General features: G+C 68.6%; 15 protein-coding genes and 1 pseudogene. 9 read left to right on the top strand and 7 right to left on the bottom strand.

All coding sequences use genetic code 11. The features are described from left to right. The first annotated feature begins 58 nt into the window (after positions 1-58). The 6 genes from SGFS_RS10130 to SGFS_RS10105 all read left to right on the top strand — a co-directional run bounded on the left by SGFS_RS10130 (position 59) and on the right by SGFS_RS10105 (position 9,132). Positions 59-1,234: a tyrosine-type recombinase/integrase gene (locus SGFS_RS10130; RefSeq protein ID WP_286249469.1), complete on the top strand. Its 1,176-nt coding sequence runs from the start codon at positions 59-61 to the stop codon at positions 1,232-1,234. Further along, entirely contained in the window at positions 1,231-3,198 is a 1,968-nt protein-coding gene (locus SGFS_RS10125; RefSeq protein ID WP_286249468.1) for a site-specific integrase, read from the top strand. Before SGFS_RS10130 ends, SGFS_RS10125 begins: the two co-directional genes overlap by 4 nt. 90 nt (positions 3,199-3,288) lie before the next feature. Next, positions 3,289-4,761: a site-specific integrase gene (locus SGFS_RS10120; RefSeq protein WP_286249467.1), complete on the top strand. Its 1,473-nt coding sequence runs from the start codon at positions 3,289-3,291 to the stop codon at positions 4,759-4,761. Beyond that, positions 4,761-6,476 (top strand): hypothetical protein, encoded by a 1,716-nt coding sequence (locus tag SGFS_RS10115; RefSeq protein ID WP_286249466.1) that lies wholly within the window; start codon positions 4,761-4,763, stop codon positions 6,474-6,476. Before SGFS_RS10120 ends, SGFS_RS10115 begins: the two co-directional genes overlap by 1 nt. After that, a complete protein-coding gene (locus tag SGFS_RS10110; RefSeq protein ID WP_286249465.1) occupies positions 6,473-8,674 on the top strand; it encodes a site-specific integrase in 2,202 nt (733 codons plus the stop codon). Before SGFS_RS10115 ends, SGFS_RS10110 begins: the two co-directional genes overlap by 4 nt. A gap of 50 nt (positions 8,675-8,724) precedes the next feature. After that, a complete protein-coding gene (locus tag SGFS_RS10105) occupies positions 8,725-9,132 on the top strand; it encodes a hypothetical protein (RefSeq protein WP_350283991.1) in 408 nt (135 codons plus the stop codon). 37 nt (positions 9,133-9,169) lie between these two features. Here SGFS_RS10105 and SGFS_RS10100 read toward each other — a convergent pair whose 3' ends face one another. Beyond that, entirely contained in the window at positions 9,170-9,688 is a 519-nt protein-coding gene (locus SGFS_RS10100) for an NUDIX hydrolase (RefSeq protein WP_286249463.1), read from the bottom strand. Between the two features lie 114 nt (positions 9,689-9,802). On the opposite strand from SGFS_RS10100, the gene SGFS_RS10095 reads away from it, so the two are divergent. The 3 genes from SGFS_RS10095 to SGFS_RS10085 all read left to right on the top strand — a co-directional run bounded on the left by SGFS_RS10095 (position 9,803) and on the right by SGFS_RS10085 (position 12,045). Then, on the top strand, positions 9,803-10,522 hold the full coding sequence (locus tag SGFS_RS10095) for a site-specific integrase (RefSeq protein WP_286249462.1): 720 nt from the start codon (positions 9,803-9,805) through the stop codon (positions 10,520-10,522). Next, on the top strand, positions 10,519-11,103 hold the full coding sequence (locus tag SGFS_RS10090) for a DUF6262 family protein (protein ID WP_286249461.1): 585 nt from the start codon (positions 10,519-10,521) through the stop codon (positions 11,101-11,103). The genes SGFS_RS10095 and SGFS_RS10090 overlap by 4 nt, the downstream gene beginning before the upstream one ends. Before the next feature lie 126 nt (positions 11,104-11,229). Next, positions 11,230-12,045 carry a sulfite exporter TauE/SafE family protein gene (locus tag SGFS_RS10085; RefSeq protein ID WP_286249460.1) on the top strand — a complete coding sequence of 272 codons (816 nt, stop codon included), beginning with the start codon at positions 11,230-11,232 and terminating at the stop codon, positions 12,043-12,045. A gap of 35 nt (positions 12,046-12,080) precedes the next feature. Here the strand turns inward: SGFS_RS10085 and SGFS_RS10080 are convergent, their stop codons facing one another. The 6 genes and pseudogenes from SGFS_RS10080 to SGFS_RS10055 form a co-directional block, all read right to left on the bottom strand. Then, positions 12,081-12,995, bottom strand: coding sequence for a glycosyltransferase family 2 protein (locus tag SGFS_RS10080; protein ID WP_350283990.1), 915 nt, complete (start codon positions 12,993-12,995; stop codon positions 12,081-12,083). 28 nt (positions 12,996-13,023) lie between these two features. Beyond that, a pseudogene (locus tag SGFS_RS10075) lies at positions 13,024-13,383 on the bottom strand (glycosyltransferase family 2 protein); the annotation flags it as partial. Positions 13,384-13,437: 54 nt separating this feature from the next. Beyond that, on the bottom strand, positions 13,438-14,064 hold the full coding sequence (locus SGFS_RS10070; RefSeq protein ID WP_286249459.1) for a hypothetical protein: 627 nt from the start codon (positions 14,062-14,064) through the stop codon (positions 13,438-13,440). Between the two features lie 5 nt (positions 14,065-14,069). Beyond that, positions 14,070-14,615, bottom strand: coding sequence for a hypothetical protein (locus SGFS_RS10065; RefSeq protein ID WP_286249458.1), 546 nt, complete (start codon positions 14,613-14,615; stop codon positions 14,070-14,072). Continuing rightward, complete coding sequence (locus SGFS_RS10060; RefSeq protein ID WP_286249457.1) at positions 14,612-15,349, bottom strand: hypothetical protein; 738 nt, start codon at positions 15,347-15,349, stop codon at positions 14,612-14,614. The genes SGFS_RS10065 and SGFS_RS10060 overlap by 4 nt, the downstream gene beginning before the upstream one ends. Beyond that, a complete protein-coding gene (locus SGFS_RS10055; RefSeq protein WP_286249456.1) occupies positions 15,346-16,356 on the bottom strand; it encodes a hypothetical protein in 1,011 nt (336 codons plus the stop codon). The genes SGFS_RS10060 and SGFS_RS10055 overlap by 4 nt, the downstream gene beginning before the upstream one ends. Between the last annotated feature and the right edge of the window lie 36 nt (positions 16,357-16,392).

Below are 16,392 nucleotides of genomic sequence, written 5' to 3'. Positions count from 1 at the left end.
CCGACCGCTGCCGTGATGTTCGCCATGTCGGTGGACGGGTCGGCTCGGAGGAACTGTGGTGCGGACGCTGTCGGTTGGGCAGCTCAGGGTGCAGTCGGTGCGGTACGGCGATGGTCGTGTGGCGTACACGATCTTCGACTCGGTGCGAGGAGTGCATGGCGGGGCGGAGCGGTACTTGGGTGGATATGCTTGTTCGGGGTCGGATCGGACGTACGCCTATCTGCTCGTCGATCACCTTCGGTGGCTGGAGCACGAGGGGCTGACGCCGGAGGACGTCGGGTTCGGTGACCTTGAGCGGTACATGGGCGCGATCGGAGCGAAGGTCGCCGGGCCGTACGGCCGGCCGTGGCGGGTGGGGAAGCGGCCGTACGGCAACGACGCTCTGCGCGGTGCCGCGGCGTGCCTGAAGGGCTTCTATCTGAAGCAGGCCGAGTTGGGCGTCAACACCGAGCTGGTGGCGTCGTTGAAGCTGCACCGGATGCCGACCCAACGGGATCGGGACCGGTCGCTGCTCGGTCATCTGCAGCGGAGCATGCAGGCGAATCCGCTGGCGCCGAAGTCGGTGCGGCGTCGGCACAAGAAGATGCTGCCGGACGGCGCTCGGGCGGTGTTGCTGGATGAGGTCAACTCCTTGCGGGATCGGCTGGTGGTGGAGTGGCTGAGCGACGGCGGGTTCCGTGCGGGTGAGATGTGCGGCCTTCACTTGTGCGACCTGCACCTTCGGGAGGAGGCCGCGTGCGGGGAGTGCCGTGGTCCGCACGCCCACGTCTGCCATCGGGACGGGCTGGTCAATGGGGCCCGGGCCAAGACGAAGTGGGAGTGGGAACTTCGTGACGGAGTGATCCACGGCGGGCTGATCAAGAGGGTCAGCCCGGCCATGGTCCACGCGTACTTCGACTACCTGACTCTGGAGTACCCGCGCGGCGCCTCGCACGGCATGCTGCTCGTTCAGCAGCACGGTCCCGGGCGTGGTCTGCCGTGGGCCCCGGAGGGGGCCCGCAAGATGCTCAGGCGGGCCGGCCGCCGGGCGGGACTGGGACTGATCAAGCCGCACATGTTCCGGCACACCTGGGCCAGCGCGGTCCTGGAGGCCGCCGACGGGAACTTGGCCATCGTCCGCGATGCCGGCGGGTGGGCCTCGACCGAGGTCGTCGATGAGATCTACGCGCACGTCGATGTGAACGACCCGGTGTTCCATGACGCCCTCCTTGCGACGTGGGGTGAGCTGCGGTGAGCGAAGCGACACGCGCCCCTATTCAGCTGCTGGTCAACGCGTCGGCTCGTGAGCGACGTGATCGGCTGGAGATCCTGACGGCCCTTCTGGCGGCGCCGGGCGTCGAGCCGGTCTATCGCGAGTCCGTGTTGCACTGGCCCGGCGATCACCCGGTCTACGGCTGGTTCTGCCGGGTCAACGGCTGCCGGGCCGCCCGCACCAACACCGTCGACCTGTGCCATCTGCACCGGGCGGATTGGCGCACCGCGAAGCAACAACCCGGCGCCACGCGGCGGGAGTTCCTGCGCACGGCCCAGCCCAAGGTCCTCGACCTTCGGCTCATGGAGCCGCCGGACTGCCGGTTCTGCCCTGAGCGCCCGTCCCGCCATCTCGGGCTGCGGCTGTGCCTGACCCACTTCAGCCGGTGGAACAAGGTCCTGTTCAGGAAGCGGGATCTCACCTACGACGAGTTCGTCGCGCTGCAGACCGAGGCCCTGCCCGGTTACGGCGACTGCCTGGTGGCGGGCTGCGTCGGCCGGGCGGACAGTCCCCTGCGGCTGTGCTACGTCCATGATGAGCGCTATCGCAATGACGGGCGGCCCGGTGGAGCCCAGCGGCCAGCGGGGTGGGGCGGTGACCGGGTCGTTGGGCGCGAGCCCGTCGAGATCACCTGCACCGCCCCTGATGCCTTCCGGCACTGGTGCCGCACCGCCCGCCCCGCCTCGCGCGCCGGCACCGTCAATCTTCTGGGCCTTGCGCCGCTGGTCCAGGCCGAGATCCGCTTCGGGCTGCTGGCCCATGCCCAGAAGGCTCAGCGCTCGGCCTGGCCGCTGTGGCACATCCAGGCGGTGGCGAACCTGGCCCGCCTGCGCGGCGTGAACTCCGTGCTCGACTTGCTGTCCGATCCGGCGGCGCTCGCCGAGCGCGAACGCAGGATCCTCAGGGAGACCGCGGACGAGTTGCGGATCGTCTACGTCACTGAGCAGGAGGCCAAGGAGGCCGGCTTCCTGGAGACCGAGCACTACGGCATCCGCTACAAGCGCCGCTCCAGCCACTTCGACTTCACCGACGTGCCGCAGCGGTGGCTGCGTGATCTGCTCTGGGACCGTGTGGCTCGCCGCCTGCGCTCTCCGCAGGCACCGCGAAGCCCGCAGCACATCGAGTGCGGGCGCAAGGCGTGCGTCGAGCTCGGTGTGTTCTTGACCGCTGTCGCGCCCGGAGGCGGCCACGATCCGACGGTGCTCACCGCGGATCACATGCGGCGCTTCGTCGCCGATCACAACAAGCGGGCGCGTGAGGGCCTGCCGTCGTTGGCGATCAGACGTGACGGACGGCCGATGAAGGTCACCGGCTACACCCACCGCCAGGTCTTCAACCAGGCCCGCTCGATTCTGCGCGACGCGCTGGAGACCGGAGAGGCTGAACGCATCGGTCTGTCCCGTGAGTTCATCATCGCCCTGCCGACCGCTCGTCGTTCCGAGCGCACCCGCAGTCCCTTCCCCGACCCGGTGGCCCGGGCGCTGGCCGACGAGACGAACCTGCAGCTGCTGTCCGACCGCTTCGACCCGAACGACATGGGCTACCGCGATATCTGGGAGACGCTGGTGTTCACCGGCCGCCGGGCCTCGGAGGTCACCGAGCTGCGGCTGGAGTGCACCTCGATCCACCGCAGGGTCCCCTTCCTCTGGCACGACCAGACGAAGGTGGGCAACCTCGACGAGGCCATCCGCATCCCACAACGCCTCTACGAACGACTGGAGCAGCGCAAACAGATCACCATCGAACGCTTCGAGGACCTCTACGGCCGCAGTCCCGGGCCGAGAGAGCGAACGGGACTGGCTCTCTTCCCGTCGCCCCAGAAGAACCCGGACGGCACGGTCGCGATCACCTACAGCATCTTCGGTGACGCCTTCCGCGACTGGCTGGAGGCGCTGGATATCGGCGCCTGGGTACCGCACCAGGCCCGCCACATTGTCTCTGCTTAGTTTCCGTGTGGCGATTGGCTCCAACTGGGGTGATGGCCTGGGGGTTTGGGCTTTGCACTGAGCCGTGTGGTGTTTCTACTGTCGGCTCTCATGATCCTGAACTTCTTTTCGTCCCGGGGCTGGCAGTCCTGGGATGTCGAGCATCGGCCGTTGATCTCCGAGGGGATGCCCGTGCTCGTCGACGACGATCTGTGCTTCGAGGACGGCCCGGCTGCGCCGCGTCCGACAGTGGTGGTGAACCGGTGGCTGCGTGAGCTCCCGACCAGCGGGGCGCCCGCGCCGAGCTCGTGGGAGAACTACGCACGCGTGGTCAAGGAATGGATGGAGTTTCTGGCCGAGCACGGGGTGGAGCTGTTCGACTCGCGAGTACGGCTGAAGGCCGCGTTGAGCCGGTACGCCGAACACCGCGCCGCCGGTCCGTTGAAGGCCCGGTTCGTGGCGACGACGTGGGGCCAGCACATGAGCATCCTGGCGCTGTTCTACCGGTGGGCGATACATGAGGAGTACGCGCCAGACGAGCCGTTTACCTACCGCGCCGCGCGGGCTCTGTTCGCCGGGACCGGACGGGAGGTGAAGGTGAATCTGGCGGTCCGCCGCACCCCGAAGCCACACGTGACGATCAAGTACCTGGAGCCGGACTTCACCGAGCTGTTCCGCAAGGGGCTGCGGGGGCTGGCCCCGGACGGTTCGCAGGACACCGGATTCCACGGACGGGAACTGACCCGCAACGCAGCGGTCGGGGATCACGCGCTAGCCACCGGGATGCGGCTGCAGGAGTTCACCTACCTGCTGCCCTGGGAGATCCCCGCTCTGCCGCCGGAGCCGACCGCGGTCCCCATCCCGTTTCCGGTGCCGGCCGGAATCACCAAGGGCAAGAAGTTCCGCACCACGTGGACCTCTTACGAGGCCCTGGCCGGACTGCACGACTATCTCGACCTGGACCGCGCCGCCACGACGGACGGCTCACGCTGGCAGCCGCCACGGCGATGGGGCGATCCGCTGATGGTCACCCAGCCCGACGCCCGGGGAGGGCTGATCAACGGGATCCGGCGCCCGTGGGATTCGCTGACTCCGTCCGAGCGACGGCGCCTGGTCGCCCCGGAGGGCGGTTCGTGCCTGCTGGCGGTGAAGAACGGCGGCGGCCCGTTCACCGCCTGGTCCACCGTCTTCGAGCGCACATCCGACCGGATCCGGGCCCGCTTCGAGCCCCGTTTCCCGCACGTCTGGCCCCACCGATGTCGCCACACCTTCTCGATGAGGACCTTGGAATACCTGGTCACCGGGCACTACCGGCAGGCCGCGAAACTCGTCCGGGACACCGACGCCGACGCCGCTCTGGTCTTCTACTTGAGCAAGGCGGACCCGCTGCTGGTGCTTCGTGATCTTCTTGGACATACCACCGTCCTAACCACGGAAAAGTACCTTCGCCGCCTGGATACGACGCGCATCTACCGCGAGGCATACGAGGGGGCCGGAGCCGCTGCCGGGCTGACCGAGGATGCGGCGGCCGAGCGGGAAGCTGTGGCCGAGTTCGCCGACGAGATCGAGGACGGTGACCTCTGATGCCGACCATGCTCGTCGACGAACCCCTCGGCCTCACCTGCGTGTTCAGTGACGGCCGCCGGGCCGATTACAGCCTGGACGGGCTGCCGAACCCGGTCTTGGCCCGGGACCTGGCCACCGGCCTCGTGGACCTGATCCATCCGCACGGCACCGCGGACTCGGACGGCACGGTCAACTTCTATATCCAGGCTCTGCGGAACATGGTCCGCACTCTGGCCGCGCAGGGCTTCGCTGGTGGAGCCGCTCAGCTACGGCGGGGCCAGCTGGCCGAGTTCTGGATGGCCAGTCCGACCAGGCTGGAGGCCCTGACCCGCAGCCTGGTGGAGGGCTTTACCCAAAGCGGCGGCACCCTCGGAGAGGGAGTACTGGAACTCGCCTCCGGGCGTCACTTCAACATCCAGCCCAACCGCCAGGCGCTGCCGCCCTACGCAGAGGAGGAATGGCAGCGGCTGACCGAGGTCTGCCGCACCCTGGTCGACGATTCGTACGCCGCCCACCGACGAGCCCTCGCCGATGCCGCCGACGGACAGCACCCCCTCGAAGGTGGCTGGAAGCCGGGCAATCTGCGCTGGCTGCTGACCCGGGTCGGGCCCGTCAGCATCAGCGATTTCGGCCAGCACCTGGACGTCTCGGCGGCAGTGGTCCACAACCGCGGCGGCTTCCACGACGCGACCCGGGCCGTCTTCCCGCACCTGGACGCGCTGATCGCCTACCGGCTGCTGTTCGGCATCTACTCCGGCATCGTCCCCGACGGCATCGACGACCTGGTCACCGAGGACATCGACTGGGCCGGTGACTCGACGGTCCTGCTCTCCTACATCAAGCGCCGCACCACGGCGGAGAGCCTGAACCTGCCCCGCCGGGCGGTTCGCGTGCTGGAACAGTGGCTCGCGCAGTCGGCACTGCTGCGGACCTTCCTGCCGCCGGAAGAACGCCGCAAACTGTGGGTGGGAGTGAGCCGGGCCGGCGGTTCACGCCGCGTCCGCAGGATCGACCGGGTCGCAGTTCAGCGATGGGCCCTTCGCCATGGAGTCGTCGGGAACGACGGCCAGCCCCTCAAGATCCACCGGTCGCGGATCCGCACCACCCACGAAGCAATGCGGGACAAGAGCACCTGGACAGGCAGCTCGCGGGCGACCATCGACCCGAACCACACACCGGCCGTCGAAGGTGATCACTACCTGACGGCCGCGACACCGGCCCAGCAGCAGGCCATCGAGACGGTCGTCGAGGACGCCCAGCACGACATGCTCCGGCGGGCCCACCCGCCGACGGTGATTACCGAGGAGGACGCGGCCGCGTTGGCCGGGGGCTATCCGCAGCTGGTGGCGGCCATGGACCTGGACGATGTGGCGATCGCCGAGCTGGTCGGCGGCCAGCGAGACGTGTTCACGGCTGCCTGCGGTGACCAGCTGTCCGGGCTGCACGGTCCCAAGGGAAAGCCCTGTCCGGCCCGGCCCTGGGTCTGTCTGCTCTGCCCGCTGGCGGTGTTCGCCCCTCGGCATGCGGTCAACCTGCTGCGGCTGAAGGCGTTCTTCTCCCGACAGTGGCAGCAGATGCCCGCCGCCCAGTTCATGGCCGTCTTCGGCCCTTACGCCGCACGCATCCAGCAGGTCCTGGACCGCTTCGACCCCACCGTCCTGGCCGCGGGCGCCGCCCATATCGCCGACCAGGACGATGAACTGCCCCTGCGGCCCGAGGAGATGACCGCTTGACCACTGCCCTTGCCACTGCTGCCGCCTTCGACGGCCGGTCCGCGATCTTCGCCGGCGCTGATGTCTGCCGCGAGGCCGGATTCCTTCTTCCCGAGGGCACACAGCGACCGCTGTTCGAGGACGACACCTGGGACTTCACCGACGTCGTCGGGCTGCCCGTCCAACTCGCCCTCTGCACCCGCCGTTTCAACTTCACCGCGATCACCGACACTCGGTGGCGCCTGGTTGCCAAGGAACTGGTGCTGGCTCTGTTCGCTCCGCGTCATCCAGCCGTCGCCCCACTGCCCAGGGCTCATCGCACGGCCCTGCACCTGCGCAGCTGCGCGGGCCGGCTGGACGAGCTCACCAGGCTCTTTGCCTGGCTGGACAAGCAGGCCATCGGGAGTCTGCAGCAGATCAGTACGCAGATCTGCGAGGCATACATGGCCCATCGCCGCTACGTGCTCGACGAGAACGGCACGGTTGTCGGCGAACAGAGCCCCGCAACGCGACGCGCCGCCGCACAGGTCGTCGTCGACCTGGTCAACTACGGCGACTTGTTCACAGCTGACCGTGTCCCTGGGGCCCTGCGGCCCTGGGGCGGGGCCACAGCCTCAGCTGTCGCCGAGATGCCCAGCGGCCGCACCGAGAACAAGACCCCGCCGGTCGAGGACAGCGTGCTGCAGCCCCTGCTCGCGGCCGCGCTCTACGTCGTGTCCGCGCTCGGCCCGCACGCCGTCAAATTGGACCGGGAAGTACGGGAGAACGACAGCAGCATTTCCTGCAAGACAGCCGGGTTGCGACACGGCGGTCCGGACTTCGCTGATGAGATCGTGAAGCTGCTGGCCGAGTACACGCGAACGTGCACACCCCTGCCGATGCTGGCCGAGAACTATGCCGATGACCGACGGGCCGATGGCTGGTCCGCGGACGATCCCCTGTTGCCGGTGGCCACCGGAGTCCTGGCCCGGCAGGCCGGGTTCAGCCAGTTCTGGTCGAGATGGTTCCCGGCTCTGCGCGGGCCGTTGGAATCCGCGGTCGCCTCGGTGGGAGTGGAGAAGATGTTCGCCCGTCAGGCTTCCGAGGTCACCACGGCGGACGGCGCGTCCTCGTTGTCCTGGACCCTGCCGCTGCACCGGTTCCAGGCCGTCGCGCTGGTCGGGATCGTCCGCACGGCCGTGATCATCGTTCTGGCCGCGGTCTCCGGGATGAGAGCGAGTGAGCTGATGGAACTGCGGGTCGGCTGCCGCCGCCCGCCCGAGGAGTCCGTCCCTGGTCTGACCCGCTACCGCGTCGCCAGCAAGGTCGTCAAAGGCCAACCGCTGGGCGGCACCGACGATGAGTGGGTCGTCATCGAACCGGTCTATCACGCGATCTCATTCGCCGAGCAACTGCACGACGACCCGCACGACGGGTCCTTGCTCTTCGGCCGCTTCGCCTTCGGCGTCCGCTACAAGTGGTTCAAGAACTGGGTCAACTCCGAAGCCGGACAACGACTTGGGCTTGCCCCGATCCCCAACGGACCGGTCAACCTCCGGATGCTGAGGAGGACCTTGGCCCTGGAATTGGCCTACCGTCCCGGCGGCGTGCTCGCCTCCAAGATCCACCTAAAGCATGTCGTTGTCGCCACGACGGAAGGGTATGCCTCGCGCCCCGGCGGAGCACAGGCCGAGCTGCTGGCCGAGGTGAACAAGCACGAGAGCGACCGCAACCTGAATCTGGTTCTGGCCGAGTTCCGCAACTACCAGCAAGGAATTCTGCCAGCTGGCCCGGGAGCTCGGAGCCTCACCGAGTTCTTCGCCAGCATCGACGAGAAGCTCGACCCGGCAGCAGCGTTGGCGCCGAAGACGCAGCGCAGTGACCGCGACGTGCTCAACCTGCTGACCAAACGAGCCAAGGTCCTCCACCTCGGACCCGCGAACTACTGCTGGTTCACCGACCCGTCCCGGGCGCTCTGCCTGAAGCTCGCCGGCACCCCCACCGCCGACCGACCGCTGGTCGGAATGTGCGACTCCGCCCGCTGCCCGCAGGCCACACACCACCCCTGCCACCGTCCCGTCTGGGCCGAACACGCCGACCGCACCGAGACGTTCATCGGCCAGCTCGGCACCACACGCAAGACCGAACGCACCCGACTCCAGGCCGACTACGACCGGGCTCTCCGCGTCGTCACCGAGATCGACGCCGCCCGCACCACCATGAACGAGGACTCCGCATGAGAATCTCTGCAGCTCAGCGAACCGAGAACGAGAACCGCATCAGGGCCACCATGGACCGGCTCCTTCGAGGTGAGATCCCGCCCGGCGGAAAGTGCGACATCAAAACCCTCGCCAACGAGGCCGCCGTCGACCGCACCGCGTTCTACGGCACTCGCCCGTACTCTCACCTCCGCGTCGAGTTCGAACGGCGCCTGCAGGCCCTCCAAGATGTCGGCGAAATCCCCGACCCCCGCGAAGCCCAGATCGCCCGCCTCAAGGCAGAGAACGCCAAGCTCAAAGCCCGGATTGCCCAGTCTGAGGAGACGATCGACGAGCTCACCGACTTCCGCTCCCAGTCCCTGGCTCGCCTCGCCGCGCAACACGAAGAGATCGTCCGGCTCCGCGAAGCCTCCGGCGGAACCACCCAAGTCAGGCGGCTTCCAGCACCACGAACCACGGTGATCGGGTCCTGCAGCTGAAATGCCCGCCCTGGACCGAGACCACCCGCATCGCCGATCACCCAGCTGCCACTTCGCCCGCACCGCTGCCGGACTCCAGATATCGGCGCAGAGCTTCCCGCCCTCCCGGAACGAAGCACCATTGATCAATCACGTCGCGCAGTTCGTCCAACGTCAGCCAGTCCAGCCAGCCGATCTCATCCGGGTCTGGGACCAGGGACTCCGACGACAAGAGGGCCTCATGCACCCCGAACCATATGGGGCTAATCCCTTCCCTGCAGAGGAACTTGAACAGGAAGCGCACCGGCACGCGAACGCCGAGCTCTTCAGTCAGCTCGCGGACCGCCGCCTCCTCATACGACTCGCCCACGTCCACGGCGCCGCCGACCATCACGTCGTAGTGGCCCGGGAACCGGGACATCGTCTCGGCCCGTCGCAGCACCAAGATCCGCCCCTCGCGGTCACGGCAGATCGTTGTTGCAATGCGATGCGGCCAGTTCTCGCGCACCGCTTCGTCTCGCTCGACTATCCCCAACACGCGGTCATGCTCATCGACATGCTCAACCAGTTCGCTCACGGAGGCACGATCTCAGCACCCACTGACAACACGGCACCACGAGCACCAGCCGCAAGTGATCCGCATCACAGGAAACCCCGTGGAAAGCAACACGACCGACGATCTGCGTCGCGAATGCGGCCTCGACACCTGGCCTGCTCAATCGCGACACAAGGTCATCCGCACACGGCCTCTGCGGACACAAGGCATGCGCTCGCCACGAACCTGCTGAAGAACGGCGCTGGCCTCCACCACATCAAGCAGTACCTCGGCCAGATCTCCGTACGGATGGCCGAGCACTACGCCAAGGTCGCCTCCTCGGCGGTCGACGACGCACTCGAGCGGGTCTGGGTCAGTGGTCCCGGCTCCGCCGAGCCGGGCATGCTGCTCGTCTCCCCGTCCGAGCACATGACCCGGGCCGAGGCCCAGGCCATGGCGATCGACCTCGCGCGCCGCAGCACCCCGGCCGAGGGCGGATTCTGCACCTACCAGCCCGTGGTGCGAGGGGACGCCTGCCCGTGGGACCTGGACTGCCACAACTGCGACAAGTTCGTGATGTCCGGCGCCGACCTCCTGTACTGGCGCCGCAAGGCCGAGCAGTGGGCCTCGCTGGCCGAACGCGCCCCGGACGACCGCACCGCCGACTACCTCCACACCGTCTTCGAGCCCACCACCCGCGCCATCGGCGGCCTGGAGAAGGCGCTGGCCGGCCTCGGCATGCTGGACGACGCGCTCGCCCTGGACCTGCGCCGGCCCCAGGACTACTTCGACCGCATGTGGACGCTCGCCTTCAAGGCCAGCGACCTCGCCGCGATCGACCCCGACGGCACCGACTCGTACGAGGAAACCGCATGACCGCCTCATCGCACCGCACCGCCCAGGCTCTGCAGGCGCGCAGCCAGAAGACCGAAGCCAGCCTCGTCCGCATCAAGAGCGTCGTCGACCAGCTCGCCAAGAGCGGCAGTCTGGTCACCGTGGCCGCGGTCGCCCGGCAGGCGGACGTCTCGCGCACCTTCCTCTACGAACACACCGAGGCCCGCACGATTGTCGCTGAGGCCACCCTCCGGGCCCGCGGACTGCGCGCGCAGACCGATCAAGCCCAGCGCGACGCGGTCGAGGCGTCCTGGCGAGAACGCGCACTCAACACCGAGGAGGCCCTCAAGAACACCAACGCGGAGGTCATCAACCAGCGGGAACGCATCGCCGAACTCCTTGGCCAGATCACCGCACTGCAGGGCGAATGGACCGACGCCGACGTCGTACGCATCACCACCACCAACGTCGCCCTGCAACGCGAGGTCAGGGCCCTGACGGCCGAGCGGGAGCGCCTCACCAAGCGCCTCGCCGCCGCCCGGGACAACGCGCGATTCGCCGACAAGCGCATCGCCGCGCTCGAAGCCCAGATCACCGAGCAGCTCACCGCCCCACCCCCCTGACGACGATCCGCCTACCTGATCGGACTGGGAGGTCTGGACGAATCCCCACAGGCCACCCGGTACCTTTCCCCGAACGTGGCCCTGCGCCGTAGCGGGCACGGGCGGCGACCAGCGAGGATTCTCGGCATGACCACCGAGCAGATCCTCGCACCGCTGCGCTCGACGCACTCCCTGCCCGTCGTGTTCGGCGCCGGGGCGGCCATCGGCGTGCTGGGTGGGATGATCGGATTGGGCGGCGCGGAGTTCCGCCTGCCGCTGCTGATCAGCCTCTTCGGCTTCGCCGCGCTCTCCGCGGTCATTCTGAACAAGGCGATGAGCCTGGTCGTGGTCCTGACCGCGCTGCCCGCCCGCCTGACCGCTGTGTCCGCCTCCGAAATGGCCGGGCACTGGCCAGTCGCGGTCAACCTGCTCGCCGGAAGCCTGCTCGGTGCCTGGGCCGGGGCATCCTGGGCAGTGCGCATGCGCTCCACCACCCTGTACAAGGTGCTGGCCGCGCTGATGGTGCTCATGGCCGCCGCCCTGCTGATCACCCACATCTCCACCCTGGGAACGCTCGACCTGTCCCTGTGGGCGCAGGTGCCGCTCGGAGTGGTGGCGGGCTTCGGCATCGGCGTGGTCGCCGCGATCATGGGCGTGGCCGGCGGCGAGCTGCTGATCCCGACGATCGTGCTGCTGTTCGGGCAGGACATCAAGACCGCCGGAAGCCTCTCCCTGCTGGTCTCCCTGCCGACCATGCTGGTCGCCTTCGCCCGCTACAGCCGCGACGGCAGCTTCGCAGTGCTGGGCGCCAACCGACGCTTCGCCCTGGTCATGGTCGCGGGCTCGATCGCCGGAGCCGTCCTGGGCGGGCTGCTGCTCGGCGTGTTCCCCGACATGGTGCTCATCCCCGCGCTGGCTGTGATTCTGCTCATCTCCGCCATCAAGCTCGCCCGTCACGACTGACGCCGCGGCTGACCGCACGACCGCGCCCGCCACCGTCACGCGACCGCCGCGCATGTGCACGTCCCCTTGCGCAGCGACTCCAGGTGCTTGCCGTGGTTCCAGGCGAACCGGCGGGCCTGCAGCTCCATGGCCGGATACTCGGGCTGGGCCGTCATCTGCTCCGCGTGCTTGCGGTAGTGGTAGACCACGGTCGGCAGCAGAGCACCGCGGGCAGCACCGGTGACGCCGACGAGATAGGCGTAGTCCTCCCCCTGGGGCAGGGCGGCATAGCCACCGCTCGCGCGGACGATCTCGGTGCGCGCCAGGAGCGTCGTTGGTCCGATGGGAATGGTCGAGTCAGGAGTCGCCCAGTGGCGCCAGACATCACCAGGCGCATGGAAACCGGGCGGAGTTGAGCAGCGCCAGGTTGTGATCGAGCGGTTGGGATGAAGGTCTGCAGACCAGCCTGCACACCAGCCCAGATCGTGCTTCTGCGCGTGGCGGAGACGCACGGACAACGACTGCGCGGGGAGTACGTCGTCATCGTCCGACGTGGTGAGCCAGTCGGCGGTCACCTCGTTTACGGCGAAGTTGCGCGCAGCGCCGGCTCCCACCGGCCGCGGAAGCGCGACGACCTTCACCCGGGCGTCCGTGCGCAGGACTTCGGGCACGCCGTCCTCGGATACGCCGTCGAGGGCCAGAACCCATTCCCAGCTCACGTCCTGATCGCGCAGGCTCGCATAGAGCTCCAGCAGGTACGCGATTCGGTCCGGGCGCAGCCGAGTAGGCGTGACGACGGCGACTTCGGCATCAGGTGCGGAATGCACGGGGGATCTACCTTTCGGCGCCGCGACGATTCGCGCGGCGTTATACAACTGGCCTTCCTCAGCACCCGATTGAGTGGACCGGGCCTCGATCGCGAGCGCCGTGGCGTACATGTCCGCTACGTTCAATCCCAGGTCACCGGCCACAGAGCGCCTCCGTCGGCCGGAAAACGGACGGGTGCAAGTCCTCGCTGTATCCCGCGCACCAGCCCAAGCCGGTCATCTCCAGGGTGCGCAACCGTACGGTCATGGCATCGTCGGTGAACTCGTCATCGTCGTCCGCCCAGTTGACGAACTCGGTGCGCACGCAGCCCAGGGCGAGGTTACGGGCGCAGGCCGCGCCGACCTGCCGGGGCAGCGCGAGGATGCACACGCGCGAGTCACCGGCGAGGGGCGTCGGCAGGCGTGTGCGGTCGGCGCCGTCGAGCGCGATCACAGCCTCCCAGGGCACGCTCTGCCGGGTAAGGCTCTCGTACATGGCCGTCAGGTGGTCGAGCCGGTCGGGGCGTAGCTGGGTGGCGATGACGACTGTGATCTTGGCGGTGGGGGAGTACAGGAGGTTCTCCGCGGCAGAGAGGACGAGAAGGGGTCAGCGGCGGGGCGCGGTACGAGGTGCGGCGGTCGGCGCCGGAGCTGCGGCTGGTGTGCTGGGGCCGGTCGCCCGAGGTGGCAGGGTGGCCGGGATCGGGTGGCCCGGGCGCCAGCGGTAGGTGCCGTTGCTGAACCGGGCTCGGGGGTCGGTGGCCCAGGCCACGACGGGGCCGCGGTCTTCCGCGTGGAGGGAGATGACCTCGATGCCATGCGGGTGCAGGACGTACCCCCAGTCCAGGCCCCCGTGGGACTTCTCGGTGACGGTCCACGGCTCAGGCTCGGCTGCGCCGACGGTGATGACATGGACGTTGTCGTGCTTCCTGCTGGGGTGTTCGTCGCTGCCGACGAGTTCGGCGCGCAGGGGTTCGGGGGCGCCGTCGAGGAGGTCGGTGCCCAGCTGGGACCAGCCCTCGGGTGCCTCGTCGATCAGGTGCCGGCACAGGGCGTCGAGGTCACCGTCGAAACGGTACTGGTGGGCGCCGAGCAGCAGCGGGAGGTGGTGGCTGGGGTAGCCGTCCCAGTGGACGTAGACGCCGTCATATCCGGTGTCGGTGGGGCGGGCGATGAAGGAACGGGTGGCCAGGGAGTTCTCCAAGAACGTGCGGATGATGGGTGGTTGACGCATGCGCTTCAGGGGCGGCGGCGTGCGGGATGGGCGCCACCGGCGTCGGCTGCCCGGCGGTGCTGCTCGCTGACAGTCGGCATCAGGGAAGACGCCGAACCGGGTTGAGCCTCAGCGAGCGCGTTGGTGACGGCTTCGAGAGCACGCTGGAGGCTGCGCAGCGCGGCGCCATGGCCGAGAGTGATGCTCAGCTGGCTCCCGACCGGGGTGGCGGTGCCGGGGCGAGGAGTGAGCCGGTGGGTGTCGGCGAGACCGATCACCGTTGTGCTCAGGTGGGTGGCCGCGCGGTTGCTGTGCGCGAGGGCGGTGGCCAGCTGGGTCAGGTACTCACGTCCCGCGTCGGTCTCTGCGAGGGAGCTGTCGGTGGACTGCCGCAGATCGGCGACGAGGCCGGAGGACAGGTTGTACACGGCGACCAGCTGGTCCAGCACGGGTACGAGGGCAGCCTGTGCGCTGCCGGTCTGCGGCGGGAGCAGGCCGGCGGCGGTCTCGTTGATGCGGCGCTGCCAGGTGGTCAGGCGGGCGTGGACGAAGGCGTCGTGGCTCTGGCTCATCGGCGGTTTCCCTTGAGCGGGTTGCCCCGTGGAAGGGGCGGGTGGGAGCGCGGGCCCTCGATGGAGTGCACGGTGATGTGGAAGTCGCGGTGCCGCAGGCGCTGGAGGCTCTTGATCAGCTGACGCCGGGTCTGCTCGGGGGTGAGGGTGTCCGGCAGGTGGCATTCGCCGGTGGCGGGGTCGAGCAGAAAGCCGCCGTGCGCGAGCAGTTCGATGAAGACGGTGATGTAGCCGGTGCGGATCCGTGGACGCCGCTGGGCGTCGAGGGTGACGTGGACCTGGAGGTGGCCGGGGCTGCTGCGCCGGATCGGGGTGGGGGACGCGAAGCGGTAGTCGGCCAGCAGGCGGCGGTGCATCCTGGCTGCGGCCCGCATGGGATCGGCGGGGACGGCGATGCCGCGCGGAGCTTTGAGACCCTGAACGTGCTGGTGGCTGGTGTTGGCGGGCAGCATCGGCAGGACGAGGTACTGGTCCGGCCGGTGGGGGCGGGGCATGACGTACAGCTGCAGGCCCCAGTGGTGCGTCAGGACGCTGCGCTGGACGTCGTCTGTTTGGAACGCGGCGTAGGGCAAGGGGCCGCTGTCCCAGATCCGGTTGCTGGCTGGGTCGTCGGCGATGGGTACCGCGGTGGGGGAGGGCTGCCAGCCGGGCAGACGGTCGGCGAGCGCGTGGGTGAACTCGGTTATGTGCAAGGGCGGTTCTTCGTGCGGTGGGGTGTCGAGGGCCGTGGTCACGAGGAGGTGGTCATGCCGTGGGCATCGGTGCGGCGGCAGGTGTAGCCGATCAGCGTCGACTTGCCCGGCGTGGTGGGGACGGTGGCGACATCGGAGCAGGTGAACGTGTACGTGAAGGACGGGCTGTTGGCCGTGCCGAGCCATGCGCGGTCCTTCTTCTCCGGCACGATCTCGAGCCCGGAGTAGGCGACGGCGTCGCGCTGGGTGTGCGTGTGCGCGAAGACGACGAGGGCGTGGCCGTCGGCGGTCTTGAGGGCGTAGCTGTCGGTGAACTCCGGGGTGGCGGCGGAGAACGCGGTGGTGCCGCGGCTGCCGAACTTGTGGACGGTTGAGTCGTGGGCCTTGATCTGCCGGGCGGACGCCTTCGAGGAGGTGAACACCTTCTTGCCGGTGGTGTCGCCGCCAGTGGTGAAGTTGTCCGTGACAGCCGCGCGCAGGACGTCGAGCGGGGCGGCGACGTTCCTCGTTGAGGTGGCGTCGAGGGCGGTGGCGTAGCCGTCGGCGTCGAGAGCGATCTTCGGAGCCTGCTTCTTATCGTCGAGGTCGACGGCCGCGACCATCTCCCACCGCTTCGTCCTGGTCTGCTCGGCCATGATCAGGACGCGGGCGTACTTGTCTTTCTTGCCGTTGTAGGTGACGGCGGCGAACCACTTCTTCTGGCCGGCGGTGAAGCGCGGGATGTAGAGGTTCGTGGAGGCGAGGTTGTACGACCACGGCTTGTACTTCTCGCGGTCGGCCTGGGGCAGGCCCTCGTTCTCCTTGTAGTCCGCGACCGACATCGCGTACAGCGGGCCGTCCTCGATGGTGCCGAGGAGCATGCGGTTGTTGTCGTCGTTGGCCGCGTTGTTGATCTTGGAGTAGCGGGCGATCTGGGCGAGGGCCTCCTGCTTCGTCAGCGCCGGGACGGCGGTCGGCGTGGGGGAGGCGGCGCGGGTGGCCTTGGCTGCGGCGTCAGGACTGCTGGTGTGGGAGGTGGTGCAGGCGGACGCGGTCAGCGTGACCGCCACGAGCGTGGTGAGCAGGAGGGCAGCGTGGCGGGCGGA

It is taken from the genome of Streptomyces graminofaciens (genome assembly GCF_030294945.1).
Classification (GTDB): Bacteria; Actinomycetota; Actinomycetes; order Streptomycetales; family Streptomycetaceae; genus Streptomyces; species Streptomyces graminofaciens.
This window is presented reverse-complemented; position numbering and strand designations above follow the sequence as displayed.

Excerpts from the sequence above, each read along its gene's own strand:
- SGFS_RS10090 (WP_286249461.1), top strand. The coding sequence starts at position 10,519 with ATGACCGCCTCATCGCACCGCACCGCCCAGGCTCTGCAGGCGCGCAGC.
- SGFS_RS10115 (WP_286249466.1), top strand. The coding sequence starts at position 4,761 with ATGCCGACCATGCTCGTCGACGAACCCCTCGGCCTCACCTGCGTGTTC.
- SGFS_RS10070 (WP_286249459.1), bottom strand. The coding sequence starts at position 14,064 with ATGCGTCAACCACCCATCATCCGCACGTTCTTGGAGAACTCCCTGGCC.
- SGFS_RS10085 (WP_286249460.1), top strand. The coding sequence starts at position 11,230 with ATGACCACCGAGCAGATCCTCGCACCGCTGCGCTCGACGCACTCCCTG.
- SGFS_RS10105 (WP_350283991.1), top strand. The coding sequence starts at position 8,725 with ATGGACCGGCTCCTTCGAGGTGAGATCCCGCCCGGCGGAAAGTGCGAC.
- SGFS_RS10065 (WP_286249458.1), bottom strand. The coding sequence starts at position 14,615 with ATGAGCCAGAGCCACGACGCCTTCGTCCACGCCCGCCTGACCACCTGG.
- SGFS_RS10120 (WP_286249467.1), top strand. The coding sequence starts at position 3,289 with ATGATCCTGAACTTCTTTTCGTCCCGGGGCTGGCAGTCCTGGGATGTC.
- SGFS_RS10095 (WP_286249462.1), top strand. The coding sequence starts at position 9,803 with ATGCGGCCTCGACACCTGGCCTGCTCAATCGCGACACAAGGTCATCCG.